Source organism: Thauera linaloolentis 47Lol = DSM 12138 (genome assembly GCF_000310205.1).
Lineage (GTDB): Bacteria > Pseudomonadota > Gammaproteobacteria > Burkholderiales > Rhodocyclaceae > Thauera > Thauera linaloolentis.
In genome coordinates, this window is the sequence record NZ_AMXE01000003.1 from 17,806 (window position 1) to 44,803 (window position 26,998).

At 66.6% G+C, this 26,998-nt stretch carries 25 protein-coding genes and 1 tRNA gene; 13 read left to right on the forward strand and 13 right to left on the reverse strand.

All coding sequences use genetic code 11. From position 1 onward, the window contains the following. Positions 1-172 precede the first annotated feature (172 nt). The 7 genes from C666_RS01635 (at position 173) to grxD (ending at position 6,389) form a co-directional block, all read left to right on the forward strand. Positions 173-481: a DUF485 domain-containing protein gene (locus C666_RS01635; RefSeq protein ID WP_004332938.1), complete on the forward strand. Its 309-nt coding sequence runs from the start codon at positions 173-175 to the stop codon at positions 479-481. Then, positions 478-2,196, forward strand: coding sequence for a cation acetate symporter (locus C666_RS01640; protein WP_004332940.1), 1,719 nt, complete (start codon positions 478-480; stop codon positions 2,194-2,196). The genes C666_RS01635 and C666_RS01640 overlap by 4 nt, the downstream gene beginning before the upstream one ends. Positions 2,197-2,371: 175 nt before the next feature. After that, positions 2,372-2,447, forward strand: a tRNA-Phe gene (locus C666_RS01645). Between the two features lie 254 nt (positions 2,448-2,701). After that, the gene (gene hemA / locus C666_RS01650; RefSeq protein ID WP_004332942.1) at positions 2,702-3,955 is read left to right on the forward strand and encodes a glutamyl-tRNA reductase; all 1,254 of its coding nucleotides are present in this window, start codon (positions 2,702-2,704) and stop codon (positions 3,953-3,955) included. Between the two features lie 55 nt (positions 3,956-4,010). After that, positions 4,011-5,090 carry a peptide chain release factor 1 gene (prfA, locus tag C666_RS01655; protein WP_004332944.1) on the forward strand — a complete coding sequence of 360 codons (1,080 nt, stop codon included), beginning with the start codon at positions 4,011-4,013 and terminating at the stop codon, positions 5,088-5,090. 11 nt (positions 5,091-5,101) lie between these two features. Next, complete coding sequence (prmC, locus tag C666_RS01660; RefSeq protein WP_028792157.1) at positions 5,102-5,950, forward strand: peptide chain release factor N(5)-glutamine methyltransferase; 849 nt, start codon at positions 5,102-5,104, stop codon at positions 5,948-5,950. Positions 5,951-6,059: 109 nt separating this feature from the next. Beyond that, positions 6,060-6,389: a Grx4 family monothiol glutaredoxin gene (gene grxD, locus C666_RS01665; RefSeq protein ID WP_004332948.1), complete on the forward strand. Its 330-nt coding sequence runs from the start codon at positions 6,060-6,062 to the stop codon at positions 6,387-6,389. A gap of 74 nt (positions 6,390-6,463) precedes the next feature. Here grxD and C666_RS01670 read toward each other — a convergent pair whose 3' ends face one another. The 7 genes from C666_RS01670 to argH are packed head-to-tail and all read right to left on the reverse strand — an operon-like array spanning position 6,464 to position 13,076. Further along, positions 6,464-7,555, reverse strand: a complete 1,092-nt coding sequence (locus C666_RS01670; RefSeq protein WP_004332950.1) for a nucleotidyltransferase domain-containing protein — start codon at positions 7,553-7,555, stop codon at positions 6,464-6,466. After that, positions 7,552-8,424 carry an HprK-related kinase A gene (locus C666_RS01675; RefSeq protein WP_028792156.1) on the reverse strand — a complete coding sequence of 291 codons (873 nt, stop codon included), beginning with the start codon at positions 8,422-8,424 and terminating at the stop codon, positions 7,552-7,554. The genes C666_RS01670 and C666_RS01675 overlap by 4 nt, the downstream gene beginning before the upstream one ends. Before the next feature lie 4 nt (positions 8,425-8,428). Beyond that, entirely contained in the window at positions 8,429-8,707 is a 279-nt protein-coding gene (locus C666_RS19505) for a hypothetical protein (RefSeq protein WP_081593361.1), read from the reverse strand. Continuing rightward, on the reverse strand, positions 8,700-9,413 hold the full coding sequence (locus C666_RS20290; RefSeq protein WP_154666171.1) for a hypothetical protein: 714 nt from the start codon (positions 9,411-9,413) through the stop codon (positions 8,700-8,702). Before C666_RS20290 ends, C666_RS19505 begins: the two co-directional genes overlap by 8 nt. 34 nt (positions 9,414-9,447) lie before the next feature. After that, complete coding sequence (locus C666_RS01685) at positions 9,448-10,350, reverse strand: fructosamine kinase family protein (protein ID WP_004332955.1); 903 nt, start codon at positions 10,348-10,350, stop codon at positions 9,448-9,450. Next, positions 10,347-11,633: a serine/threonine-protein kinase gene (locus tag C666_RS01690; protein ID WP_004332957.1), complete on the reverse strand. Its 1,287-nt coding sequence runs from the start codon at positions 11,631-11,633 to the stop codon at positions 10,347-10,349. Before C666_RS01690 ends, C666_RS01685 begins: the two co-directional genes overlap by 4 nt. A 9-nt stretch (positions 11,634-11,642) precedes the next feature. Continuing rightward, entirely contained in the window at positions 11,643-13,076 is a 1,434-nt protein-coding gene (argH, locus tag C666_RS01695; protein WP_004332959.1) for an argininosuccinate lyase, read from the reverse strand. An 86-nt stretch (positions 13,077-13,162) separates the two neighbouring features. Between argH and C666_RS01700 the strand changes: the two genes are divergently transcribed. Next, on the forward strand, positions 13,163-14,188 hold the full coding sequence (locus tag C666_RS01700) for a sensor histidine kinase (protein WP_004332961.1): 1,026 nt from the start codon (positions 13,163-13,165) through the stop codon (positions 14,186-14,188). Beyond that, on the forward strand, positions 14,185-14,970 hold the full coding sequence (locus C666_RS01705) for a LytR/AlgR family response regulator transcription factor (protein ID WP_004332963.1): 786 nt from the start codon (positions 14,185-14,187) through the stop codon (positions 14,968-14,970). Before C666_RS01700 ends, C666_RS01705 begins: the two co-directional genes overlap by 4 nt. Here the strand turns inward: C666_RS01705 and ppc are convergent, their stop codons facing one another. Further along, positions 14,971-17,721 carry a phosphoenolpyruvate carboxylase gene (gene ppc / locus C666_RS01710; protein WP_004332965.1) on the reverse strand — a complete coding sequence of 917 codons (2,751 nt, stop codon included), beginning with the start codon at positions 17,719-17,721 and terminating at the stop codon, positions 14,971-14,973. Between the two features lie 254 nt (positions 17,722-17,975). On the opposite strand from ppc, the gene hemC reads away from it, so the two are divergent. The 4 genes from hemC to C666_RS01730 are packed head-to-tail and all read left to right on the forward strand — an operon-like array spanning position 17,976 to position 22,210. Then, positions 17,976-18,908 carry a hydroxymethylbilane synthase gene (hemC, locus tag C666_RS01715; RefSeq protein WP_004332966.1) on the forward strand — a complete coding sequence of 311 codons (933 nt, stop codon included), beginning with the start codon at positions 17,976-17,978 and terminating at the stop codon, positions 18,906-18,908. A gap of 22 nt (positions 18,909-18,930) precedes the next feature. Next, positions 18,931-19,734: a uroporphyrinogen-III synthase gene (locus C666_RS01720; RefSeq protein WP_004332969.1), complete on the forward strand. Its 804-nt coding sequence runs from the start codon at positions 18,931-18,933 to the stop codon at positions 19,732-19,734. Positions 19,735-19,743: 9 nt separating this feature from the next. Next, on the forward strand, positions 19,744-20,976 hold the full coding sequence (locus C666_RS01725; RefSeq protein WP_004332971.1) for a uroporphyrinogen-III C-methyltransferase: 1,233 nt from the start codon (positions 19,744-19,746) through the stop codon (positions 20,974-20,976). A gap of 10 nt (positions 20,977-20,986) precedes the next feature. Beyond that, complete coding sequence (locus C666_RS01730) at positions 20,987-22,210, forward strand: heme biosynthesis HemY N-terminal domain-containing protein (RefSeq protein WP_004332972.1); 1,224 nt, start codon at positions 20,987-20,989, stop codon at positions 22,208-22,210. Positions 22,211-22,273: 63 nt separating this feature from the next. On the opposite strand, the gene arsC is transcribed toward C666_RS01730, so the two are convergent. From arsC to purH, 5 genes are all read right to left on the reverse strand, one after another. Continuing rightward, positions 22,274-22,645: an arsenate reductase (glutaredoxin) gene (arsC, locus tag C666_RS01735; RefSeq protein WP_004332973.1), complete on the reverse strand. Its 372-nt coding sequence runs from the start codon at positions 22,643-22,645 to the stop codon at positions 22,274-22,276. 48 nt (positions 22,646-22,693) lie between these two features. Next, positions 22,694-23,602: an oxygen-dependent coproporphyrinogen oxidase gene (gene hemF / locus C666_RS01740; RefSeq protein ID WP_004332974.1), complete on the reverse strand. Its 909-nt coding sequence runs from the start codon at positions 23,600-23,602 to the stop codon at positions 22,694-22,696. A 6-nt stretch (positions 23,603-23,608) separates the two neighbouring features. Next, positions 23,609-23,941, reverse strand: a complete 333-nt coding sequence (locus C666_RS01745) for a YegP family protein (RefSeq protein WP_004332975.1) — start codon at positions 23,939-23,941, stop codon at positions 23,609-23,611. 110 nt (positions 23,942-24,051) lie between these two features. Further along, positions 24,052-25,347 (reverse strand): phosphoribosylamine--glycine ligase, encoded by a 1,296-nt coding sequence (gene purD, locus C666_RS01750; RefSeq protein WP_004332976.1) that lies wholly within the window; start codon positions 25,345-25,347, stop codon positions 24,052-24,054. 42 nt (positions 25,348-25,389) lie between these two features. After that, positions 25,390-26,997 carry a bifunctional phosphoribosylaminoimidazolecarboxamide formyltransferase/IMP cyclohydrolase gene (purH, locus tag C666_RS01755; protein WP_004332977.1) on the reverse strand — a complete coding sequence of 536 codons (1,608 nt, stop codon included), beginning with the start codon at positions 26,995-26,997 and terminating at the stop codon, positions 25,390-25,392. Position 26,998: the final 1 nt, after the last annotated feature.

Here is a 26,998-nt window from a genome sequence, read left to right on the forward strand (position 1 = left end):
CCCCCTGCAGGGAGGGCGAAACAGGCGGGTTGTTTGATCACGGTCAATAAATAATCAAAAAAACTGCATAAAAGAAACTTTTTTACACCCTGTAAGCACGCCGTAAGTGTCTTCGCATAATTTGAGCGTAGCCGGTCAGTGTCCGGTCCGTTCAAACAAGCAGGAGGGAGACATGGAAAGCAATATGGTGGCGAAGATCGTCGCCAACCCGAAGTACCAGCGCCTCGTAAGTACGCGTACGCGCTTCGGTTGGTTGCTCACGATCATCATGCTGGTCGTGTATTACGGCTACACCGCGATCATCGCCTTCGACAAGGAGCTGTTTCATCAGCGCCTGGGCGAAGGCGTGATGACGCTCGGTGTTCCGGTCGGTTTCGGGGTAATCGTGTTCACCATCATCATTACCGGCATTTATGTGCGTCGCGCCAACTCGGAGTTCGACGCCATGACTGAAGAAATCGTCAAGGAGAGCGGCAAATGATCGGCCGTTACGCACGTCTGGGCGGCGGTCTCGCCCTTGCCCTCCTGTCCGCAGCCGCACTGGCGGCCGGCGGCGACCTCGGCCAGGCCGAAAAGCAGGCGACGAACTGGACCGCGATCATCATGTTCGCCGCGTTCGTCACCGGTACCCTGTTCATCACCAAGTGGGCGGCGGCCAAGACCAAGTCGGCCGCTGACTTCTACACTGCCGGCGGCGGCATCACCGGCTTCCAGAATGGTCTGGCCATCGCGGGCGACTACATGTCGGCCGCATCCTTTCTCGGTATTTCCGCCGCGGTCATGGTCAGTGGCTACGATGGCCTGATCTACTCGATCGGCTTTCTCGTCGGCTGGCCCATCATCACCTTCCTGATGGCGGAAAAGCTGCGCAACCTCGGCAAGTTCACCTTTGCCGACGTGGCCGCCTACCGCTTCGAGCAGACCCCGATCCGCGCTTTCGCCGCATCGGGCACGCTGGTCGTGGTGGCTTTCTACCTGATCGCCCAGATGGTGGGGGCGGGCCAGTTGATCAAGCTGCTGTTCGGTCTCGAATACTGGATGGCGGTGGTCATCGTCGGCGCGCTGATGATGGTCTACGTGCTGTTCGGCGGCATGACGGCCACGACCTGGGTGCAGATCATCAAGGCCGTGCTGCTGCTGTCGGGTGCGTCCTTCATGGCTTTCATCGTGATGATGAACTATGGCTTCTCGCCCGAGCAGTTGTTCGCCGCTTCGGTGAAGGTCAAGGCCGATGCCGCGGTCGCGATCGGCAAGTCGCCGGAAGAAGCCAGCGTGCTCGCCCAGGCGATCATGGGGCCGGGTTCGTTCATCAAGGATCCGATCTCGGCGATTTCCTTCGGCATGGCGCTGATGTTCGGTACCGCGGGCCTGCCGCACATCCTGATGCGCTTCTTCACCGTGCCGGATGCGAAGGAAGCACGCAAGTCGGTGTTCTGGGCCACGACCTGGATCGGCTACTTCTACATCCTGACCTTCATCATCGGTTTCGGTGCGATCGTGCTGGTGTCGAACAATCCGGAGTTCCTGGAGCCGAGCGGCGCGCTGAAGGGCGGCGGCAACATGGCGGCGATCCATCTCGCCAACGCGGTCGGCGGCAACGTTTTCCTCGGCTTCATGTCGGCGGTGGCCTTCGCGACCATTCTCGCGGTGGTGGCGGGCCTGACGTTGTCGGGCGCCTCGGCGGTGTCGCACGACTTGTACGCCACGGTGTTCAAGAAGGGCAATGCCGATTCCGCGTCGGAGCTGCGTGTCTCGCGTATCACCACCATTGCCCTGGGCATCATCGCCGTGGTGCTGGGCATCGCGTTCGAGAAGCAGAACATCGCCTTCATGGTGTCGCTGGCCTTCGCCATCGCAGCATCGGCCAACTTCCCGGTGCTGTTCATGTCGGTGCTGTGGAAGGATTGCACGACGCGTGGCGCCACCATCGGCGGTTTCCTTGGCCTGATCACGGCCGTGGGCCTCACCGTGGTGTCGCCGTCGGTGTGGGAAGCGACGCTGGGCAACCCGAAGGGGTCGGCACTGTTCCCCTACACCTCGCCGGCGCTGTTCTCGATGACGGCAGGTTTCCTCGGCATCTGGCTGTTCTCGATCCTCGACAACAGCGCCCGTGCGAAGGCCGACCGCGCCGGCTACCTGGCCCAGCGCGTGCGTTCCGAGACCGGGATTGGCGCTGCATCGGCCTCGAGCCACTAAGTCTCTGCAAAAACAGCCCTTCCGTCATGAGGGAAGGGCTGCGGAAGACGCAATGCAAAAGGCGGCAAGCACGGGCTTGCCGCCTTTTGTTCTTTGTCGATTTGCCCGAGGCCTCTGAAGAAGAATATAAAGCGCTTGACGCATGAGGAATACAGGCTATAATGCACACCTCTTCGGCCAGGTAGCTCAGTTGGTAGAGCAGCGGATTGAAAATCCGCGTGTCGGCGGTTCGATTCCGTCCCTGGCCACCACTGATTTCGTTCAAGCATTTGCCCGGTCCGCAAGATCGGGCTTTTTGCTTTTGGGGTGCTTCGATTGTTCTGGGCATGGTGCGCCCGGGAGTGGCGTGCCGGCACGGCGCACTGGCCCCGCCGGGCCGCGGGCCTGTGCTGGCGAAGCTGGAACTGAAAGAAGAAGTGGCTGATTCCGCTCAATTTTTGAGGCTGATTGCGGGTGCTATAATGCGCACCTTTCCATCGAAGCGCGCTGAACAGCCTGATCCCGAATGCAGCTTTACGCCCTTGGCCTGAATCACCACACAGCGCCGCTCGCGATTCGCGAACGCGTTGCGTTTCAGCCTGAAAGGCTGGGTCAGGCGCTGCACGATCTGGCGCATGCCGATTCGGTACGCGAAGCTGCGATTCTGTCGACCTGTAACCGTACCGAGCTCTATTTCGCCGCCGAGCAGCCGCAGCATGCGGCCGACTGGCTCGCACGCTTCCACAAGGTCGCCCTCAACGACGTTTCCCCCTACCTGTACGCGTATCCGCAGCGCGATGCGGTCCGCCATGTGTTCCGCGTTGCCAGTGGCCTCGACTCGATGGTCATCGGCGAGCCGCAGATACTCGGCCAGGTCAAGGATGCCGTACGTCGTGCCGAAGAAGCGGGCACGATGGGTACGCTGCTGCACAAGCTGTTCCAGAACACCTTTTCGGTCGCCAAGGAAGTTCGCTCCACCACGGCGATCGGCGCCAATACGGTGTCGATGGCCGCCGCCGCGGTGCACCTGACCGAGCGGATCTTCGAGCGTGTGGCCGACCAGCATGTGCTGTTCATCGGCGCGGGCGAGATGATCGAATTGTGTGCGGCGCATTTCGCCGGCGCACAGCCCCGGTCGATGACCGTGGCCAACCGCACCGAAGAGCGTGCGCTGGCATTGGCCTCGCGTTTCGGGGCGGAGACGATGCGTATCGACCAGGTCGGCGACATGCTGTCGCGTTTCGACGTGGTCGTATCCTGTACGGCGGCTCCCCTTCCCATCGTCGGACTCGGCATGGTGGAGCGTGCGGTGAAGGCGCGCCGCCACCGCCCGGTGGTGATGGTCGATCTGGCGGTACCGCGAGACATCGAGCCCGAGATCGCCGGGCTCGATGACATTTTCCTGTACACCGTCGACGATCTCGCGCAGGTGGTCGATGCCGGGATGGAGTCCCGCCAGCAGGCCGTGATCGAGGCCGAGCAGATCATCGATACGCGGGTGGATGGCTTCCTGCACTGGATGTCGGCGCGCCAGACCGTACCCGCGATCCGGGCGCTGCGCGAGCACGCCGAGGCGTTGCGCCAGGCCGAGCTCGAACGTGCCGTACGCCTGCTCGCCAAGGGTGATGACCCGCAGAAGGTGCTCGAGGCGCTGTCCCATGGTCTCACCAACAAGCTGATGCACGGGCCGACCCGCTATCTGAACCAAGCGGAAGGCGAGCACAAGGCCGAAGCCGGCCAGTTCGTGCAGCAGCTCTTCAATCTCCCCCACCAGGGTTAGCATACTGCGTCCGTGTCTGCGCCCGGTTGCGGCGTGGAGGCGGGGCCATCCATCCATGAAACAGAGCATCCGGGACAAACTCGAACATCTTGCTGCGCGCCTGCAGGAACTGGACCGCACACTGGCCGCCGAAGATGCCGCGCGCGATGTGAATGCGTTCCGCGACCTGTCGCGGGAGCGGGCCGAGATCGAGCCGGTGGTGGCTTTGTATGCCCGTTACGTTCAGTCCGAAATGGATTGCACGACCGCCCGCGAACTGCTCGCCGATCCGGAAATGCGCGAGCTGGGGGAGATGGAGCTCGCCGCCGGCGAGGAACGTATCGCGGAACTCGACGGTGAATTGCAGCGCGCATTGCTGCCGCGTGATCCCAACGATGGGCGCAACCTTTTCCTCGAGATCCGTGCCGGCACCGGCGGTGATGAGGCCGCGCTGTTCGCGGGCGATCTGTTGCGCATGTACTCGCGCTATGCCGAGCGCCAGCGCTGGAAGGTCGAGATCGTATCGGCGAGCGAATCCGACCTCGGGGGCTACAAGGAAGTGATCGCCCGTGTCGCCGGCTCTGGCGCGTTCTCGAAGCTGAAGTTCGAGTCGGGCGGACATCGCGTGCAGCGTGTGCCGGTGACGGAAACCCAGGGGCGCATCCACACCTCGGCGTGCACGGTCGCCGTGCTGCCGGAAGCCGACGAGGTGGCGGAAGTCGACATCAATCCCGCGGACCTGCGCATCGATACCTTCCGCGCATCGGGGGCGGGCGGCCAGCATATCAACAAGACCGATTCCGCCGTGCGCATCACGCACATCCCGACGGGAATCGTGGTCGAATGCCAGGACGATCGCTCGCAGCACCGCAACAAGGCACAGGCCATGTCGGTATTGGCGGCACGCCTCCATGACGCCAAGGTCCGCGCGCTGCAGAGCGCCGAGGCGGCACAGCGCAAGAGCCTGATCGGCAGCGGAGATCGCTCGGAGCGCATCCGCACCTATAACTTCCCGCAAGGGCGGGTGACGGACCACCGCATCAACCTCACGCTGTACAAGCTGGAGGCGGTCATGCAGGGGGAGCTCGATGAACTGGTCGCAGCCCTGACGCTCGAGCACCAGGCCGAACTGCTGGCGGCGCTGGCCGACGACTGATGATGCCGGGCATGGCGGGGGCGGATCCCGACAGCGTCGACATCGCGGGTGCATTGGCCTGGGCGAGGGCGCGCATAGATCTGATGGATGCACGGGTGCTGCTGCGCCATGTGCTGCAATGCCCGGCGGCGCGGCTCGTCGCCTGGCCCGAACAGCGGCTCGCAGGCGACGATTGGGGGGCCTATCGTGCGCTGGTCGAGCGCCGTCTGGCCGGCGAACCGGTTGCCTATCTCACTGGCGAGCGCGAGTTCTTCGGCCGCGAATTCATCGTCACGCCCGCGGTGCTGATTCCCCGTCCGGATACCGAGCTGTTGGTCGAGCTGGCGCTCGCGCATTTTTCCGGGTGCAAGGCTGTCCGTGTGCTCGACATGGGGACGGGCAGTGGAGCGCTGGCGATCACGCTGGCGCTGGAACTCGACGAAGCCGATGTGAGCGCGCTCGACTGCTCGCGCGAGGCCTTGTGGGTGGCGATGGCCAATGCCGCCCGTCTCGGCGCCAGCGTATCCTTCGTGCAGAGCGATTGGTTCACGGCGCTGGGCGAAGAACGCTTCGACCTCATCGTCGCCAATCCGCCATACATCGCAGCGGCCGATCCGCACCTCGACCAGGGCGATGTGCGTTTCGAACCGCCGGGCGCGCTGGCCTCAGGGCCGGCCGGGCTCGACGATCTGCAGGAAATCGTCATGCAGGCGCCCGCCAGGCTGGAGAACCACGGTTACCTGTTTCTCGAGCATGGCTATGATCAGGCCGCCGCCGTGCGCGGCCTGCTGGCCGACGCCGGCTTTGCGGCAATTGCGTCGTGGAAGGACATCGCCGGTATCGAGCGTGTCTCGGGCGGCCGCTGGCTGGGGCGCGCCTGAGCCGGCAGGTGGCATCCGCCGTGGGCGGGCATGAGGGTCATATTGACGCTGGGCACGGCCCTGCCTAGAATTACCCGACTATTCAACTCAACTTTTAACGACCCCAATCATGAGCATCCAAGACGTCATTCGCGACCAGGTCACCTCCAACGACGTGGTTCTCTACATGAAAGGTTCGCCCCAGTTCCCGCAATGCGGCTTTTCCTCGGCTGCCGTGCAGATCCTGAAGGCCTGTGGCGTGAAGGAAGTGCTGGCGGTCAACGTGCTGGCCGACGACGAAATCCGCCAGGGCATCAAGGCCTTCTCCAACTGGCCGACCATCCCGCAGCTCTACATCAAGGGCGAGTTCGTCGGTGGCAGCGACATCATGCGCGAGATGTATCAGAACGGCGAGCTGCAGCAGATGCTGAACGATGCGGGTATCGGCGGGGCGGACTGAAAGCTGCCAAAGGCCGTAGTTACCCTGACATTCGTCGGGAAGTGCATTCATCGAAGCCAGCTTGTAGGCTGGCTTCATGCATTTTGCGAGGGCGCCCCAGCGAAACGGCTGCGTATGCGCAAGCCCGCTTTCCGCGCCAGGTGAGGCAGCAGCATGCGCAAGGGCATGCGCTGCAGGTGATAGCGGGTCAACATGGCCAGCCGCGCCAGACGCACGCTGGCCGATGGCGGAAAGTCCGGATCCGGCGGCAGCATGGCCAGCGGGACCAGGCGTTCCATCGCAGCGCGGCACAAGGCCGGCGGCGCTTCGAGTCTTGCCAGCATCTCCTGTGCGTGCGGCGTTTCCATCCAGGCATGGGCGAAGCGCAGGCCATACCATAGCGGGCGCTGCAGGCCGAGGCGTGCAGCGCGTCCGATCAGGCGTTCGGCAAATTCGTTCTGGCCGGCCGCGCTTCTGAGCAGGCCGTCGATATCGGCCACCTCGCGCACTCTGAGCGACAGGTCTCCGTCCTGGAAACAATGCAGGCAGGCGTGCAGCACCTGATCCTCGAGCGACAGGGCGCGGAAAGGAGTGCCGGGCAGTGCTTCGCTCGCATCGAACAATGGCGCGGGGTCGAAGCGAAGGCCTGCGGTTACCGGTGTGATCGCGTGGTGCAGATCCACTTCCAGGAAGTGCCCGGGTAAGCGCATCGGCGGTGTTTCGTGGCTCCAGTCCCGGTAATAGCGTTCGTCGTAAGGGTCGAGCTCGGCCGGCTTCCAGCCTGCGGACCGCAGGCGTTGTTCCATGCTGCGGAGGTGTTCTCGAGGCACCAGCAGATCGACGTCGGAGACGAAGCGGCCGCGAGCGAAGGCTTGGTTCTGGCGAGCGTAGGCGGCGCCCTTGAGGAGCAGGACAGGGAAGCGTCCGTCGCACAAGCTCGCCAGGCTCGAAAGCTCGCCTTGCAGCATCTGCCCGTTGAAGGCGCACATTCGCTCGGCTGACAGCAGGTGGCGGCGAATGGGGGCGGGCAGCGTGGGATTGTCCTTGTTTGCTGCGGCCAGCCGGCCATGCAGGCCGCTCATGCGGGCAAGACGGAGGATGTACTCCCAGTCCGATTCCGCGAGTTGCAGCGGGCCTGCGACGCCTTGCAGCAGGAGCCCGGTTGCGGAACTGAGCGATATGCTCATGGCGCGCGTTCCAGCAGGGTTTCGATGGTTTCGATGGCGCTGTCTAGGTCGTCGTAAACCAGCTCCCAGGCGTGCGACTCGCGTGCGAGCCGGATTACGGCCTGAAAGCCGACGGGGCCCAGCGCCCGGTAGTTGAAGCTGTTCAAGCCAAGCCGCATGGCAGCCTCGGCTTCGGGGACCGGTGTGCATGACAGCGGCGAGCCGGCTTGGTAGCGCGGAAAGACGACGAGACGCGGGCGGGCGGGACGGTGCCGGCCTTCGTGGCTGTCGCGGTCGGGCACGAAATGGGCGACGTCGCCCTTGCGCGTTCCCGGAAACACCGGGCCGAGGACGGCACGAGGATGCGCGCCGATCACTTCGATCGAGCGGTTCTTCAATGCTGCAGGCTTGAGCAGTGGCAGCACCATGCCGGAATCAGGCTCGATCACGCCGAATTCGTCCGACAGGAAACGCCAGCCGGCCAGATGCAGTGCGCAGGTGAGTGTGCTCTTGCCGGAGCCGGGCGCGGCCGGCAGGATCAGCGCCCGATCGTTGCGGGCGGCGACGCCGGCATGGAGCAGCAGGTAGGCATTGAGACGCTGGGCGAGCAGCCAGTTGCCGCCCCACTCGAACAGCGGCAGTGCGCTGTGGCGCGGGTAGGGTTCGAAGGGGCGAGAGGCTTCGGACCAGAGTGATACCTGGCGCTTCCATGGCTGTAGCAAGGGGGCATCGGGCAGCAGGGTGACGCGCACGTCGGCGAAGTCAGCCGGATCTTCGCGGCCTTGGTGCGGATAGACGGTGTCGAGATCGGCGTGGAAGCGGGCGATCGGCGAGTGCACTGCAATGCGCGCGGCGCCGACGTCGAGCACACGGTATGCCGGCGTCCTCACTCTTTCACCGGGGGGAGTCACCCAGGAGGAGCGTGTGGGTCAGTTTTTCCAGACCCGGCGGCCAGCCTCCTGCAGCATCCACGTCGCGTTGGAAGTCTTCGAAACGCCCGGCTTCGATGGCTTCGGCCGCTTCACGAAGAACCTGTACTGCGCCTTCGCTGAGTTGGTGGGTTTCCCACCACAGCGGGTCCAGAAAAAGAAACTGCCCGTCGAGGGACGGGCAGTATTCTTGCAGCCAGGCAAGCGCCCCATGGACTGCCTGAACCGGCGATTGCTCAGCCACCAAATTTGTAATCGCCCATGACGCCTGGGTTGATCGAATTCAGGCAGGATGCGGATGCTGGTGCGTAATCACCGGCCCCTGCATTCTTTGCAGGATAAGTTCCGGCTTCGCCACCTTCCTTATCGAAATAGACCAGCACCCAGCCTTTCTTTGGATAATTTGGGGTAGGCACGACGGTGACGCCAGTAAGCTGCCGGTGATCCAGAGTGCTATCGGTCGAATAGACCACGCCGTCGGCCACAAAACCCTCGATACCTCCGGAGTACATGTTGACTGTTACTTCCTTCCAGGCCCAGTTGCCAGGTGTTGAGGCAGGAGGAAGGTCACCGAGGAAGAACTGATTGGTATTCGCGGGATGGCCCCCGTCCCGAATGACCTTGGCAACGCAATTGAGCGAGCTTGCGGCGACCGGTGCGCCATACCCAAGGGTGACGACGGTGGACGCGCCCAATGCACCCTTGAGCAAACGTCGCCGCTGCTCCGTGGAGTTGTCCTGGGGTGCGTGTGTCATGTTCAACCTCTTTGAATTTCTGGCAATGTTCGAGCAATTATAGCCGCTCGAGTTCCACGACAAGAGCAACTGTCTGCCTTGGGTGTAGCAAACTTCACGCCTGAATGCTCGAGCAAGCATCAGGTCATTGAAATAAATGATTTTTTTATGAGATGGACTGTGGCTTTGGATTTTTGGTGTAAGAATTCCCGACAATCGGGTCGCCTTCCGTAGCCCAGGCGGGCCGCTGTCAGTGATTCCACATCGATAGCGCCGCATTGAGCCGCGTGGCGAGGCGCAGCGCCTCACCCAGGTAGCCCCGCCCGAACAGGTTCAGATGGTTCAGCATGTGGTATAGGCCGTACAGCAGTTTGCGCGCCTCATAGCCTTCGTCGAGTGCCCAGCCGGCACGGTAGCGTGCATAGAAGCTGCCCGGAAAACCGCCGAACAGTTCGCTCATGGCGATGTCGGATTCGCGATCGCCGTAATGCGTGGCGGGGTCGAAGATTGCGGGTGTGCCGTCGGCGAGCACGGCTGCGTTGCCGTGCCAGAGGTCGCCGTGCAGCAGGCTTTCGCGTGGGCGATAGTCGAGGAACAACGCCGGTACGCGGTCAAACAGGCGTTCGCCCTGCTTCTGCAGTTCGCCGCTGAAGCCCTTGCTGCGGGCGAGGGCGAATTGCGGGCGAAGGCGGTGTTCGGTGAAGAACAGCGCCCAGTTGTCGGCCCAGGCGTTGTGCTGCGGCGTGCCACCGATGAAGTTGTCGCACCGCCAGCCGAAGCGTGGGCCGGTGGTCTGATGCAGCGCGACCAGCGCGTCGGCGAAGCGGATGCCGTGTTCGGCGGACTGCAATGGATGCAGTTCCAGGTGCTCGAGCACGAGAAAGGCCTCGCCGCTGTCTTCGCCGCTGCCGCAGGCGATCGGCGCCGGCGTGCGAAAGCAGCCCGTGCTCGCCAGTGCGAGCAGGCCGTCGATTTCAGCTTCGAACATCGGCAGCCGATCGATGGCGCCGAGCTTGACGAAGTACTTTGCGCTGCCGTCCGCGACGGTCAGGCTTGGGCCGTTGCCGGATGAATGGGCGCTGCGGATACGGAAGCGGTTGCCGGCGAGCTGGCGGATTGCGGATTCGATCGCAGGCAGGGCGGGGTGGTTCATAGGTTGGCGATGCGGGCGCTGGCCAGCGACAGGCGGGTTGCCAGCACTTCGAGAAAGGCCTTGTAGAAATGCATGCGGCAGGTGTCGCTGGCACGGCGCAGGGCGTGGGCGCGAAGGGTGACGAGACGGGTTTCGGTGCTTGCCTCGACCGAGGCCGAACGTATGCCTGCCGCTGCGGAGAACACCGCGATCTCGCCGAAGCACTCGCCCGCCGTCAGTACGTTGAGCAGCCGGCCGCGTTTCTTGACCCGGGCTTCGCCGTCGATGATGAAGCAGATCGAGTCGCCGCCTTCGTCTTCCTTCATGATGACCGTGCCGGTCTGTACGCGGCTGAACTGCGATACGCGAATCACTTCCCACAGCTCGGCGTCGGAGAACTCGCGGAAGAAGTGCATCGCCCGCAGGGACTCGAACCTTTCCGCCTCCGGTACCGAGCCGCGCGTGATCTCGACGCTGCGGTTGCGGAAAGCGAGCGCGAGATCGTGCGAGAACTCCGCCCAGTTCTGGTAGCGGTGTTCGACGTCGCGCTCGGTGGCGCGGCGCACGATGGCGTCGAGCGCTTCGGGCACGTCCGGGCGCAGTTCGGACGGGCGCGGCATCGTGTCGTGCGCGATGCGGTACAGCAGGCTGTAGTTGTTGCCGCTTTCGAAGGGCAGATGGCCGGTGAGCAGTTCGAACATCACGACGCCCAGCGAATAGATGTCGGTGCGATGGTCGAGCGGCACTTCGCGCACCTGCTGCGGCGACATGTAGGCCGGCGAGCCGACGCCCGATATCTGTGTGGTCTCGCGCGCCGTGACCAGGGCGGCGCCGAAGTCGGAGATGCGGATGTCGCTGCCTTCGGGCGCCATCAGCAGGATGTTGGCCGGTTTGATGTCGCGGTGGGTGATGCCCTGGTGGAACGCGTAGTCGAGCGCGCGCGTGGCCTTGAACACGATTTCGATGATGCGCTCGAAGGCGGCGAGCGCGCCGGGGCGGGTCAGCCGTTCCAGCGTGCCGCCGGGCACGTAGTCCATGACGACGTAGGCGTCGTCCTCGGTGACGGCGGCGTCGTGGATCTGGACGATGTGGGGGTGGTGCAGCCGGCCCGAGAAGGCCGACTCGTTGAGGAAGAGCTGGCGGTAGAGCCGCCCGCGCTCGCGGTCGCTGAGCACTTCGCGGCGTAACCGCTTGATCGCGACCTCGCGCAGGTTGAAGGGGTCCCAGGCCAGGAAGACGACGCTGGTGGCCCCTTCGCCGAGCTGGCGGCGAATCTCGTACTTGCCAATCCGCTCCACCGGCACGGCGCCCGCTCAGGCCCGCAGCTTGCGCGCGCGCGCCACCGCCGCCCGCACCTGGTCCGGCGCCGTGCCGCCGACGTGCTTGCGCGATGCGAGCGAGCCTTCGACGGTCAGCACGCCGAACACGTCCTCGCCCAGGCGTTCGGCGGCGCCCGGCACATGCGCCATCGCGATGCGCAGCTCGTCGAGCGAGAACTGCGGCAGGTCGCAGCCCTTGACGTCGGCCGCGCGCACGGCGAGCGCCACGGCTTCGTGTGCGTCGCGGAAGGGCAGGCCCTTCTTCACCAGGTAGTCGGCCAGGTCCGTCGCGGTGGCATAGCCCTGGGTCAGCGCGCCGCGCATCGCGTCGGCCTTGACCCTGATGCCGGTGATCATGTCGGCGTAGATGCGCAGCGTGTCGACGACCGTGTCCGCGGTATCGAACAGCGGCTCCTTGTCTTCCTGGTTGTCCTTGTTGTAGGCCAGCGGCTGGCCTTTCATCAGCGTCAGCAGCGCGACCAGGCTGCCGTTGACGCGGCCGGTCTTGCCGCGCACCAGTTCAGGCACGTCGGGGTTCTTCTTCTGCGGCATGATCGAGCTGCCGGTGCAGAAGCGGTCGGCCAGGTCGATGAAGCCCACGCGCGGGCTCATCCACAGGATCAGTTCTTCGGACAGGCGCGACAGATGGGTCATCAGCAGCGCGGCCGCGGCGCAGAACTCGATCGCGAAGTCGCGGTCGCTGACCGCGTCGAGCGAGTTGTGGCAGACCTCGTCGAAGCCGAGTTCGGCGGCCACGAACTCGCGGTCGATCGGGTAGCTGGTGCCGGCCAGCGCGGCGGCCCCGAGCGGCAGGCGGTTGACACGCTTGCGGCAGTCGGCGAAGCGCTCGGCATCGCGGCGGCTCATCTCGTGATAAGCCATCAGGTGGTGGCCGAAGGTGACCGGCTGGGCGACCTGCAGGTGGGTGAAGCCGGGCATCGGCGTGCCGGCATGGGCTTCGGCGATGTCGAGCAGGTTGGCCTGGAATTCGTCGATCAGCACCAGGATCTGGTCGATGGCGTCGCGCAGCCACAGGCGGATGTCGGTCGCGACCTGGTCGTTGCGGCTGCGGCCGGTGTGCAGGCGCTTGCCGGCATCGCCGACGAGGGCGGTGAGGCGCCTCTCTATGTTGAGATGGACGTCTTCGTCGTCCAGGTTCCAGGCGAACTCGCCGCGCTCGATCTCGCCCAGGATCTGCGCCATGCCGCGTTCGATGTCGGCGAGGTCGGCGGCGGCGATGATGCCTTGTCTTGCCAGCATCTTCGCGTGTGCGAGCGAGCCGCGGATATCCTGCCCGGCCATGCGCTGGTCGAAGGATACCGAGGCGGTGTAACGCTTGACGAGATCGGAAACGGGTTCAGTGAAACGGCCGGACCAGGCCTTGGCGGGTTCGTTGCCGCCGGCTGCCGGCGTCGTGGTGTCTGTCATAATGCGTGTCGGGAAGGTGTCGGCCTGCACGGTGCGGCAGGCCTTGCATGAGGGAGATTCGGCCGCGGCCGCGGCACGGAAGAACGATGGAAATTATAAAGCAAAAGCCCGCGCCGCTCGGCGCCCCGGCGTTGCCGGACTTCCGCAATCTGGGTGTCATCCTGCGTCTGCTCCTGGCCGTCAATCTGCTCGCGTTGGCTACGCTGCTGGTGCGCGTGGATGAGGGCGAGCGCCTGTTCGGCGAGGCCGTGTTGATGGCCGGCCGCGTCGAACTGCCCTTGTTGCTGGTCGTGCTGCTGCTCTATCTCGCCTCACCCCGGCTGCGGGCCCTGCCGCCCCGGTCCGCGCTGGGCGGGCTGCTGGCGCTGGTGGTGCTTGCGGTGGCGCTCAGCTATCCCCTGGTCGAGGGCGGCAGCCTGTTCCGCCGCCTTGCCTGGGCGCTGGGGGCGGCATTGATCTGCCTGTCGTATTTCGACTATCGCAGCCGGCGCTATTCGCCGGCATTGGCCGAGGCGCGCCTGCAGGCGCTGACCGCCCGCATCCGCCCGCATTTTCTGTTCAACAGCCTCAACGGCGTGCTGGGCGTCATCCGTTCCGATCCGCGGCGGGCCGAGCGCGCGCTGGAAGAACTGGCCGATCTGTTCCGGGTCCTGATGCGCGAGAACCGCGAACTTGTCCCGCTGGGCGACGAAGTGGCGCTGTGCGAGCGTTACGTCGATCTCGAGCGCCTGCGCCTCGACGAGCGCCTGGCGGTGCGCTGGGAATTGCCGGCGCAGGGGTCGGCCGAACGCGCGGCGCTGCTGCGCGCGCGCGTGCCCGCGCTGCTGCTGCAGCCGCTGCTGGAAAACGCTGTCTATCACGGCATCGAGCCTTCGAGCGAAACAGGCGAGGTATGCATCCGCATCGAGCGGCATGGCGGCGAGTTGCGGCTCGAGGTCGACAACCCGGTCCACGACGTCGGCCGCCACCACGAGGGCAACCGGATGGCGCTGGACAACATCCGTGAGCGCCTGATGCTGTTCTTCGATCTCGAGGCGGGGCTGGATTGCGAATGCGCCGGCGGCCGCTATCGCGTCCGCATCCGCCTGCCTTACCGGAGTCCGTCCCCATGAATTCACCTGCCGACAAGCCGGCCGCCCTGCGTGTGCTGATCGCCGATGACGAAGCGCCTGCCCGCGGCCGTCTGCGCGACCTGCTCGGCGACATTGCGCCGGCCTGCGCCAACGTCGTGGTCGGCATGGCCGCCAATGGCATCGAGGCGCTGCGCCTGCTCGACGCCGAAACGGCCGACGTGGTGCTGGCCGACATCCGCATGCCATCCATGGATGGCGTCGAGCTCGCGCGCCATCTGGCCCGCCGGTCGCCGCCCTTGCCGGTGATCTTCGTCACCGCCTACGACCAGTACGCGGTCGAGGCCTTCGAGCTCGCAGCGGTCGACTACCTGCTCAAGCCCGTGCGGGCCGAACGGCTGGCGACCGCGCTGGGCAAGCTGCGCACCCGCCAGTTGTCGTCCGACCTGCGGCTGGCCGCGCTGGCGCCGAACGAGCGGCGCCACTTCAGTGTCAGCGAGCGTGGGCGCATCCTGCTGCTGCCCGTCGCCGATGTGATCTATCTGAAGGCCGAACTGAAGTACGTCACCGCGCGCACGGCGGAGCGCGACTATCTGCTCGATGAATCCCTGGTGCAGCTCGAACAGGAGTTTCCGCAGCGCCTGCTGCGCGTGCATCGCAACTGCCTGGTCGCACGCGAGGCGGTGCAAGGCGTCGAGCGCGTCGGCGAGCCCGACGGCGAGGGCCGTTGGGAAGTGCTGCTGAAGGGCCTGGCGGGGCCCGGCGAGCGCCTGCCGGTCAGCCGCCGGCAGTGGCCGGCTGTGCGGCAGGCGCTCGGGTTGTGATCAGCCGCTGTTGCGTAGCCCCGCGGCGATGCCGTTGATGGAGATGTGGATGCCGTTGCGGATGCGCGGGTCCTCGCCGTGCTCGCGGTGGCGGCGCAGCAGTTCGACCTGTACGTGGTTGAGCGGGTCGAGATAGGGAAAGCGGTTGCGGATCGAGCGCTTGAGCAGCGGGTTGCCGTCGAGCAGTTCGCGCTGGCCGGTGATCTGCAGCAGCGCGTGCACCGTGGCCTGGTGTTCGGCGCGGATGCGGCCGAATATCTCCTCGCGCAGGGCGACGTCCTTGACCAGATCCGCGTAGCGGCTGGCGATCGCAAGGTCGCTCTTGGCCAGCACCATGTCCATGTTCGACAGCAGCGTGGCAAAGAACGACCACTCGCGGAACATGCGCTGCAGCAGTGCCAGCCCGTCCCCCGGGTGTTGCGCCAGGAAGGCCTGTACCGCGCTGCCGAAGCCGTACCAGCCCGGCAGCATCACCCGGCATTGCGCCCAGCTGAACACCCATGGGATGGCGCGCAGGTCCTCGATGGCGGTGCTTTTCTTGCGCGAAGCGGGGCGCGAGCCGATGTTGAGCGCCGCGATCTCGCTGATCACGGTGGATTCCCAGAAGTAGCGCTCGAAGCCCTCGGTGTCGTACACCAGGCTGCGGTAGGCGGAGAAGGCTGCGTCCGACAGCGCCTGCATCGTGTCGAGGAAGGCCATCGGCGTGGGGCTGGCGTCGGCCGGGCGCAGGCTCGTCTCGAGCGTGGCGGCCACCAGCACTTCGAGGTTGCGGCGGCCCACTTCCGGGTTGCCATACTTGGCGCCGATGACTTCGCCTTGTTCGGTGAGGCGGATCTGGCCCTGCACCGCGCCTTCGGGCTGGGCGAGGATGGCCTGGTAGCTCGGGCCGCCGCCGCGTCCGACCGAGCCGCCGCGGCCGTGGAAGAGGCACAGGCGCACGCCGTGGCGGGCAAAGATGGCGACAAGTTCGCCTTCGGCCTTGTACAGCGCCCAGCCGGAAGTCAGGAAGCCGCCGTCCTTGTTGCTGTCCGAGTAGCCCAGCATCACTTCCTGCGTCTGTCCGCGCGCGGCGAGCAGTTCGCGGTAGATCGGCAGCGAGAACAGGCGGTCCATGACGCCGGCCGCATTCTCCAGGTCGCCGATGGTCTCGAACAGCGGCACGATGTTGACGTCGAGCGCTTTCTCCAGCGGGCGCAGCAGGCCGGCTTCCTTCAGCAGCACCGCCAGTTCCAGCAGGTCGGAGACGTCGTCGGTCTTGGAGATGATGCAGTTGCGGATCGCCGCCGTGCCGTAGCGCAGGTGGGCGCGGCGCGCACTGCGGAAGATCGCCAGCTCGCCCTCGGTTTCGGCGGAGTAGGCCAGGTGGGGTGAGGCCAGCGGGCGCGCGGTGGCGAGTTCCTCGAGCAGCAGCGCGCAACGGCCGGCTTCGTCGCGGGCGCGGTAGTCCGTGCCCGGGCAGGCGGTCTCCAGCAGTTCGGCAACGACGCGTTCATGCACGTCGGAATTCTGGCGCAGGTCGATCGGCGCGAGATGGAAGCCGAATACCCTCACCGCGCGGCGCAACTGGCGCAGGCGGCCGCGGGTGAGCGCCGCCGAGCCGTTGGCGAGCAGCGAACGGTGCAGGGTGTCGAGGTCGTCCGCCAGTTCGCCCGCTCCGGCATAAGGTTCGGCGTCGGCCACGGCGTGGCGTGCGGGGTCGTGGTCCAGCAATCTGCGGTAGGTGGCGGCGAGCCGGGCGTAGATGCCCGACACGGCGAGCCGGTAAGGTTCGTCGCTGCGGTGGGGAGACTTGTCGGGGGAGCGTTCGGCCAGTGCCAGCAGCGCGTCCGAGGCGCCTGCGAAACCCTGGCTCATCGACAACTGCGAACCCAGCGCGTGCAACTCGGCCAGGTAGTGGTCGAGCGCGACCGCGGCCTGCATCGACAAGGCCTTGTCCAGTACTTCGGCGGTGACGAAGGGGTTGCCGTCGCGGTCGCCGCCGATCCAGCTGCCGACCTGCAGGAAGGCGGCGAGCTCGGTACCGTCGAGGCCGGGATCCGTGGCGGTGAGTCGGTCTTCGAGGCTGGCGTAGAGGCGTGGCAGTTCGTGCAGGAAGGTGGTGCCGAAATAGGACAGGCCATTGTTGACCTCGTCGATCACGGACAGCTTGGCGGTGCGCAGCATGCGCGTCTGCCACAGCGTGAGCACCGCGCGGCGCAGGGCTTCGAGCGCGGCTTCGGCCTCGTCGGGGGTGAGCTGCATGCGGTCGCGTTCGTCGAGCAGGCGGGCGATCACGGTTTCGCAGTTCAGGATGCTCTTGCGCTGTACCTCGGTGGGGTGGGCGGTGAGCACGGGCGATACCAGCGCGGTGTCGAGGAAGGCCGCCAGCCCGGCGGCGTCGGTGGCGCCGCTGGCGAGCACCGTATCGACCGCGTGGGCGAGGCTGCCTTCACGCGGCGCAGAGCCGGCGATCAGGTGGGCGCGCGAGCGGCGGATGTGGTGCTGGTCCTCGGCGATGTTCGCCAGATGCGAGAAATAGCTGAAGGCGCGCACGACCTGGATGGTCTGCTCGCGCGACAGGGCGTCGAGGATGTCCTCGAGTTCGCGGCGGGCGCCGTCGTCGTCGTCCCGATGGAAGCGTACCGAATTCTGGCGGATGCGTTCGATCAGGCCGAATGCCGCGGCGCCTTGCTGGTCGCGCACGGTATCGCCGAGCAGGCGGCCGAGCAGGCGGATGTCTTCGCGCAGCGGCGCGTCTTTGTCCTGGGTCATTTCAATGCTGTCTGGGGTGGGAGTGGGAGACTGGCCGGGCAGGCCGGCCGCGCTTGATCGCCGGGGCTCGCCCTCGGCGCGGCCTACTGTGTGCCGCCGTGGGCGGGGCCGCTGGCGCTGCCCATGGCACGATCGGCACGCATGCTAGAATCGCGCCCATGCTGCGCACCATTGGTGCGAACCCTGATGCTGCGGTGCGGCAGAAATCGAGTCTCCCCGGCATCATCGAATCCTGTTCTTGAGTGACCCCAACCGTGAGCCAAGCGAACCCCGAGCGCATCGTCATCGCCACCCGTGAAAGCCGCCTCGCCCTGTGGCAGGCCGAGCATATCAAGGCTCGCCTCGAAGGATTGTATCCCGGCTGCCGCGTCGATCTGCTGGGCATGACCACCCGCGGCGACCAGATCCTCGACCGGCCGCTGGCCAAGGTGGGCGGCAAGGGCCTGTTCGTCAAGGAACTCGAGACCGCCCTGCTCGATGGCCGTGCCGACATCGCTGTGCATTCGATGAAGGACGTGCCGATGGTGATGGGCGAGGAGTTCGTGCTGTCCTGCATCACCGAACGCGAAGTTCCGCTGGATGCCTTCGTCTCCAACCGCTATGAAAGCCTCGCCGACATGCCGCCGGGCGCGATCGTCGGCACCTCGTCGCTGCGCCGCGAGTCGCAGATCCATGCCCAGTATCCCTTTCTGGGTGTGACCAGCCTGCGCGGCAACCTCGATACGCGGCTGCGCAAGCTCGATGAAGGCCAGTACGACGCGATCATTCTCGCCGCGGCAGGGCTCACCCGCCTGGGCCTGGGCGAGCGCATCCGCTCGGTGATGCCGGCCGAGGTTTCGCTGCCTGCCGCAGGGCAGGGCGCGCTGGGCATCGAGTGCCTGTCTTCGCGTGCGGACGTCGTCGGCTGGCTGCAGCCGCTGGCCGATGCCGGCACCACCGCCTGCGTGCTGGCCGAGCGCGCGGTGGCGCGCGCGCTGGCCGGAAGCTGCGAGGTTCCGCTCGGCGCCTATGCACTGATGCGCGACGGCAAGGTCTGGCTGCGCGGTTTCGTGGCCCGCCCCGATGGCAGCGAAGTCGTGCGGGCCGAACGCGAAGGCCAGCCCGCCGAAGCCGAAGCGCTGGGGCGGGCGCTGGCCGAAGAACTGCGCGCGCAGGGTGCTGAGGCCATCCTCGCCGACATCGGCTGAGCGGCGGCGCCCGAATCCTGGCATGACGCGCGATCCACGGACCGTCGCCTGCAACGAGGCCCTGCCCCTCGCCGGCCGCAGCCTGGCCGTCACCCGGCCGCTGGAACAGGCCGACAGCTTGTGCCTGCGCATCGAGGCGGCGGGCGGGCGGGCGATCCGCTTCCCCGTGCTGGCGATCGGGCCGGCGCCCGACGCGGCGCAGCTCGAGGCGATCGTGCCGCGCCTGGATGAGTTCGACCTCGCCTTCTTCGTCAGCCCCAATGCCATCCAGCATGCGCTCGGCTTTGTGCTCGCGCGCCGGACGTGGCCAGCGGGCCTGCGCGTGGCGACGGTGGGCAAGGGCAGCGAACAGGTTCTGGTGCAGCGGGGTTTCGTCGATGCCGTCGTGCCGGATGATGGCTTCGACAGCGAATCGGTGCTGGCCCTGCCGGAATTCGCCGCCGAGGCGGTGCGCGGCCGCAAGGTCGTGATCTTTCGCGGAGACGGCGGACGCAACCTGATCCGCGACACCCTGCGCGAACGCGGTGCCTGGGTCGAGTATGTCACCTGCTACCAGCGTTTCTGTCCGCAGCCGGACCCCGCCCTCCTGCTGCAGCCGGCCGCGCAGGGCAAGCTCGACGGCCTGTTGCTGACCAGCAGCGAAGGGGTGCGCAATCTTGCGCTGATCCTGGGGGCAGAGGGTGTGCACGCCTTGCGCGAGGTTCCCGTGTTCGCTTCCCATGCGCGCATCGCCGCGCAGGCGCGCGATGCCGGTTTCATCGAGGTCACCGGGACCGCGGCCGGCGATGACGGCCTGTTGCAGGCATTGACGGGATACTTTGGTTAAACTCTGGTCATGAACGACGAACTTCCTGCACTGACCCAGCCGCCGGGCGCTGCCCAATCTTCCCGCAAGGACGAAGCCATGCCCGAACAATCAACCGAACGTGCGCAGCCTCCGGCGGCCGAGTCCGCCGCCGCGCGCCAGAGCGTCGCCTGGTGGGCGTTGCTGGTTGCGCTTGCCGCCTGTGGCGCGGCGGGTTGGTCCGCCTGGCAGGCGCGCGACACCCATGTGCAGGCGGCGCAACTGCGCGAAACCCTCGCCAGCCGCCTGGCTGAAGGCGAAAGCCTGGCCAGCGAGGCCCGGGGCATCGTGCGCCAGCAGCAGGAAACCATTGCTTCGCTGCAGGGCAAGCTGGGCGTGCTCGAATCCAAGGTCGAGGCCACCGAGGGCCAGGCCGCGGCGCTGGAGGCCTTGTACCAGGAGTTCTCCCGCTCACGCGAGGACCATGTCGTCTCCGAGGTCGAACAGGCCGTCGCCCTGGCCGCACAGCAATTGCAGCTCGCGGGCAACGTCGAAGCGGCACTGATCGCGCTGAACCAGGCCGATGCACGCCTTGCGGCGTACGATCGCGGCCAGTATGCGCCGCTGCGCCGTGCGCTGGCGCGTGATACCGAGGCGCTGAAGCTGCAGCCGGCGGTCGATGTGCCCGGTCTCGGCCTGCGCCTGGAGCGCCTCCTGGAGCGCGCCGACGTGATGCCGCTCGCCTTCGAAGGGCAGTTGCCTGCGCCGCAGCTTCCTCCCGACGCCGGGGACGCTGCCCCCGTGGCCGCAGACGACTGGCTGGCGAAAGGCCTGGGCTATGCGCGCGAACTCGCCGACGATGTCTGGCGCGAGGTGCGCGGCCTCGTGCGCATGGAGCGTCTCGACCAGGATGATCCGGTGCTGCTGGCGCCGGCGCAGAACACCTTCCTGCGCGAGAACCTGAAGATCCGGCTGCTCACCGCCCGCCTTGCGCTGCTTGCGCGCGACGGGCGTACCTACGCCGCCGATCTCGCCCAGGCGCGGGCCTGGGTCGAGCGCTTTTTCGACTTGCGCGACGAGCGCGTGCAGGGCGTGCTGCATGAACTGAAAGAGCTCGAGTCGGTGTCGATACGAACCGAGCTCCCCACGCTGACCGAGAGCTTCGCCGCGCTGCGCACGATGCAGGTTCGTGGCGAACGCCCGGCCGCGCAGCCCGAACCGGCGGCCATCCAGCCTGCCGCCGACCCCGAGCCGGACGCGGCAGACGCGTCCCCGGCACGCTGAGGGGACGGCAATGCGTACCCTCATCTGGCTGATCGGCATCTTCGCCATCGCAGTGGGCGTGGCGATGATCGCCGGCCTCAACGACGGCTACGTGCTGCTGGTGGCCCCGCCGTGGCGCCTGCAACTGTCCCTGAACCTGCTCGTCGTTATCGTCGTGCTCGGCTTTGCACTCGGTTACGCCATCATCCGCGTCATCAGCCGGACGCTGCAGTTGCCGACGAGAGTCGCGCAATGGCGTGAGCGTCGTCGGCGCGAGCGCGCCGGCCGTGCGCTGACGGACTCCGTCAATGCCTTGTTCGAGGGGCGCTTCTCGCAATCCCTCAAGTCCGCGTCGCGGGCCTACGAGACCGGCGAAGGTGCGGCCATGGCGGCATTGGTCGCCGCGCGCGCCGCGCATGCCATGCAGGATGAGCCGCGTTATCGCGAGTGGCTCGGCCATGCCGCGGAAAAGGGGGCGAACGGAGATGTCGCGCGCCTGATGACCGAGGCGGAGCTCGCCGTCGATGCCGGCCGCTTCGATGAGGCGGCGGCGCGGCTGGCGGCGCTGCGCGAAGGCGGGCACCGCCATATCGCCATGCTGCGGCTGGAGGCGCGCGTGGCCTCGGCCCTGGGGCGTTGGGAAGAACTGGTCGGCACCGTCCGCCAGTTGCGCAAGCACAAGGCGCTGCTGGACGAACAGGCTGCGCCGATGCTGCGTCGAGGCCATGTCGAGCGGATGCGCGAACTTGCGGGCGACGGCGACGCACTGGTGGCCTACTGGAAGAGCATTCCCGCGAACGAGCTGCAGGACCGCGGCCTGATCGAGCGCGTGCTGCCGCTGCTGGCCAAAGCCGGCCGTGGCGAGCTTGCGCGCAGGCAGGTCGAACGCCTGCTCGACGAACGCTGGGACTCCGACCTGGCGCGGCAGTATGCCCACTGCGCCGTGGACGAAGGCGAGGGTAGTGTGCGCGCCTGCCTGCAGAAGGCCGAAGGCTGGCTGCCGCAGCAGCCGCGCGACGCAGGTCTGCTGTTCTCGCTCGGCCAGTTGTGCGCGAGCGCCCAACTCTGGGGCAAGGCGAGGAGCTACCTGGAGTCGTCGGTCAAGTACGGGCCGACGGTGGAAGCCTATCTCGCCCTGGCGCATCTGCTCGAAAGCCTCGAGTCCGGTGCCGAGGCCCAGGCCTACTATCGCGCTGCCGCAGAAATCGTCGCCGGCAGCAGCCAGAAATCCACCGCGGCCTTGCTGCCGGCCTGAAATTTCCTTCGGGAAGGCTGTCCGGAGGCGCCGTTCGCGAGAGCGGTGCCTGAGGCGGAGCGCTTATCGTGCTGCCGCCGTACCGGGCAGCAGTTCCGCCACTCGTTCGGCCGGGCGGCACAGGCGCGTGCCACGGGGCGTGACGACGATGGGGCGGTTGATGAGGATCGGCGTGGCGGCCATCGCGGCGGCGAGTTGATCGTCGGTCAGACCGGGGTCGTCGAGCCCCTGTTCCAGATACTCGGCTTGTTTGGTGCGTAGCAGCGCGCGCAGTGGTTCGCCGGTGGCTCGGGCCAGCGCTTTCAGTTCTTCGGCCGAAGGCGGGGTTTTCAGGTATTCGATGATGTCCGGTTCCTCGCCGCTGGCGCGGATCATGGCCAGTACATTGCGCGAAGTGCCGCATTGGGGGTTGTGGAAGATCTTGATGTCGCTCATGTCACGGTTTCCGGGCGATGAGTGGATGCTTGCGCCGCGGGGTGCCGGTCAGGCCCAGTCGCGCGGCTTCAGGAATTCGTCGTAGAGCCGCGCCTCGGCCGAACCGGCTTCGGGATGCCAGTCGTAGCGCCATTTGACGATGGGCGGCATCGACATCAGGATGGATTCGGTGCGCCCGCCCGATTGCAGCCCGAATAGGGTGCCGCGGTCGAAGACGAGGTTGAATTCCACGTAGCGCCCCCTGCGATAGGCCTGGAAATCGCGCTCGCGTTCGCCGTAAGCTAGGTTTCTGCGGCGTTCGGCGATGGGCAGGTAGGCGTCGAGGAAGGCGTCGCCGACCGAACGGGTCAGGCCGAAGGCCGTATCGAAATCCGTCTTGCCGTCGGCGCCCAGGTCGTCGAAGAACAGGCCGCCCACGCCGCGCGGCTCGTTGCGGTGCTTGAGGAAAAAATAGCGGTCGCACCAGTCCTTCAGGCGGGCGTATTCCGCCTCGCCGCCGAAGGGCAACACGGCGGCCTTGCAGGCGGCGTGGAAGTGGCGGACATCCTCTTCGACCGGGTAGTAAGGGGTCAGGTCCATGCCGCCGCCGAACCACCATACCGGGGCCTTGCCCTCGGCCAGCGCGACGAAGCAGCGCACGTTCATGTGCACCGTCGGGCAGTGGGGATTGCGCGGGTGCAGTACCAGCGATACGCCCATCGCCTCGAAACGTCGGCCGGCGAGTTCGGGGCGGTGCGCCGTGGCGGACGCCGGCATGCCGTCGCCCATTACGTGGGAAAAATTGACGCCGCCGCGTTCGAAGAAGTCGCCTTCTTCGATGACGCGGCTCAGCCCTCCACCGCCACCGGGACGTTCCCAGCCATCAGCCTCGAAAGGTTTGCCGTCGAAGGCTTCGAGGCGACCGACGATGCGTTGCTGGAGATCGGTGAACCAAGGTTTGACGGTGGAAGGATTCATCGTGGCTCAGCTCTTGTCGTCGACCGGGGCGTCGGCGGCGTCGGCCTTGGTGGCGGCGATGGCCGCTTCGCAGGCTGCCGCGTCGGCGAACATCGGGCTGGTGCCGATGATCTGGCCGTTGCTTGCCTTCAGGTTGAAGTAGGGACGGCCGTCCGAGGCGGTTTTCGGTTCGTAGCGTTTTTCGTCGACGGCATTCTTGCGCACCGATTCGACGCCGTTCGTGCAGCTCGCCTTGGCGTTGTAGCCCTCGCTGCGCAGCAGCGTCTTGCCGTCGGCATTGAGCAGCTTGAAGTAGAACTCGCCTTTCTCGTTCTTGGTGATCTCGAATTTGACGGACATCAACGCCTCCATGCAATTGGATTGTGGGCGTGCCCGCCGGATGGCGCGCACGTCCGTAGGATAGCCGTGCCGCCTGCCCTTGTCAGTGCTTGGCGCACCGCATCGCAGGCTCAGTTCTTGCGCCCGAGCGCGCGGTAGCCGATGTCCCGGCGGTACTGGCGGCCATCGAAGACGATGCCGTCGGCGACCTCGTAGGCATGCTTCTGGGCGGTACGGACATTGTCGCCGAGGGCGGTGACGCAGAGGACGCGGCCGCCGGAGGTCACGACCCGGCCCTCGTGTTCGGCCGTGCCGGCATGGAACACATGGACGTCGCCGTTCTCTGCGCCGGGCAGCCCGGAGATGGCATCGCCCTTGCGCGGACTGTCGGGATAGCCGGCCGCGGCCAGCACCACGCCGAGCGCGAAGCGCCGGTCCCATTCGGCCTCGGTCTGGTCCAGCCGGCATGCGATCGCGGCTTCGACTAGGTCGGTGAGGTCGGTCTTGAGCCGCATCATGATCGGCTGTGTTTCCGGGTCGCCCATGCGGCAGTTGAATTCGACCACGCGCGGGCGGCCTTCGCCGTCGATCATCAGGCCGGCGTACAGGAAGCCGGTGTAGGGCAGGCCGTCGGCCGCCATGCCGGCAAGCGTCGGGTTGATGATCTCGCGCATCACGCGGGCATGGACGTCGGGCGTGACGACGGGCGCCGGAGAATAGGCGCCCATGCCGCCGGTGTTGGGGCCTTCGTCGCCGTCCCCCAGGCGCTTGTGGTCCTGGCTGGTCGCCAGCGCGAGGGCGTTCTTGCCGTCGGCCATGACGATGAAGCTGGCTTCCTCGCCCTGCATGAATTCCTCGATGACCACGCGCGCGCCGGCTTCGCCGTAGTCGACGCCCAGCTTGTTGTCGAGCAGCATCATGTCGATGGCGGCGTGTGCCTCGTCCGCCGTCATCGCCACGACCACGCCCTTGCCGGCGGCGAGGCCGTCGGCCTTGATGACGATCGGGGCGCCCTCGGCGTCGATGTACGCATGCGCCGCGGCGGCGTCGGAGAAGGTTTGATACCTGGCTGTCGGGATGCCGTGGCGCACGAGGAACTGCTTGGCGAAGTCCTTCGAGCTTTCGAGCTGGGCGGCCGCCCGGGTCGGGCCGAAAATCGGCAGCCCGGCCGCGCGGAACGCGTCGACCACGCCTGCGGCCAGCGGAGCTTCGGGTCCGACCACGGTAAACGCGACCTGCTCTTCACGCGCGAGCTCGACCAGATCGGACACCGCGGTGGCGCCGACACTGACGTTCTGCACCTTGGGCTCGCGCGCGGTACCGGGGTTGCCTGGCGCTGCCAGCACGCGGGTGACCTTGGGCGACTGGGCGAGCTTCCAGGCCAGCGCGTGTTCGCGGCCACCGGAACCGATGACGAGGACTTTCATGGACTGCTCCGAGTTTCTGCTGGGTTGGTGCGCCTACCGCGGTCAGTGGCGGAAGTGGCGGAAGCCGGTGAACACCATGGCGATGCCCTGCTCGTCGGCCGCGGCGATGACCTCGGCGTCGCGCATCGAGCCGCCCGGCTGGATCACCGCCGTGGCGCCGGCCTGGGCGAGCACGTCGAGGCCGTCGCGGAACGGGAAGAAGGCGTCCGACGCGACCACGCAGCCCGGGATCGACAGGCTGGCGTTCTCGGCCTTGATCTTGGCGATGCGGGCAGAGTCGACGCGGCTCATCTGGCCGGCGCCGACGCCGATGGTCATGCCGTCGCGGCAATAGACGATGGCGTTCGACTTCACGTACTTGGCCACGCGCCAGGCGAACAGCATGTCGCGCAGTTCGGTTTCGGTCGGGGAGCGCCTGGTGACGACCTTCAACTGCGTACCGAGGTCGGCGATCTGGATGCGCGCTTCGTCGGCGCTCTGCACCAGCAGGCCGCCGCCGACACGCTTGTAGTCGAAGGCGCCGGCAGGCTGGCCGAGCGGGCAGGTCAGCACGCGCACGTTCTGCTTGGCGCGCAGCAGCGCCAGCGCATCGGCGGAGTAGGACGGCGCGATCAACACTTCGAGGAACTGCGCGGACACGGCCTCGGCAGCGGCGCGGTCGACTTCGCCGTTGAAGGCGATGATGCCGCCGAAGGCCGAGGTCGGATCGGTGGAGAAGGCCTTGTTGTAGGCTTCCAGCGGGCTGGCGCCCAGCGCCACGCCACAGGGGTTGGCGTGCTTGACGATGACGCAGGCGGATGCCGCGGCAGCGTGCTCGAAGGCCTTCACGCATTCCCAGGCGGCGTCGGCGTCGGCGATGTTGTTGTACGACAGCTCCTTGCCCTGCAGCTGGGTGTAGCCGGCGATGCCGCCCTCGGCCGCGCCCGGCTGGCGGTAGAAGGCCGCGCTCTGGTGCGGGTTTTCGCCATAGCGCAGGTCCTGCACCTTGTCGAAGGCCAGTTGCAGGCGCTCGGGGTAGGTCTGCAGCGACACGTCGCCGGCTTCGTTGGTGACCAGCGCGGTGAGGTAGTTGGAGATCGCCGAGTCGTAGCGCGCGGTGTGGGTGAAGGCCTTCACCGCGAACGCGAAGCGGGTCTTGTGGCTGAGCCTGCCGCCGTTCGACTTGAGTTCGGCGATGATCGCGGCGTAGTCCTCGGGGTCGGTGACGATGCCGACGCCGCCTTCCTCGTTGCCATGGTTCTTGGCCGCGGCGCGGACCATGGTCGGGCCGCCGATGTCGATGTTCTCGATGGCGTCTTCCAGCGTGCAGTCGGGCTTGGCCACGGTCTGCTGGAAGGGATAGAGGTTGACCACCACGAGGTCGATGCGGCCGATGTCGTGCGCGGCGATCGTGTCCATGTGCTCGGCCAGGTCGCGGCGGGCGAGGATGCCGCCGTGCACCTTCGGATGCAGCGTCTTGACGCGGCCGTCGAGCATTTCCGGAAAGCCGGTGTGCTCGGATACGTCGGTCACGTCGAGGCCGGCCTCGCGCAGCAGGCTGGCGGTGCCGCCGGTCGACAGCAGCTTGATGCCGAGGCTGGCGAGTTCGCGCGCGAAATCGAGCACGCCGTGTTTGTCGGAAACGCTGATCAGGGCTTGGGTGACGTTCATC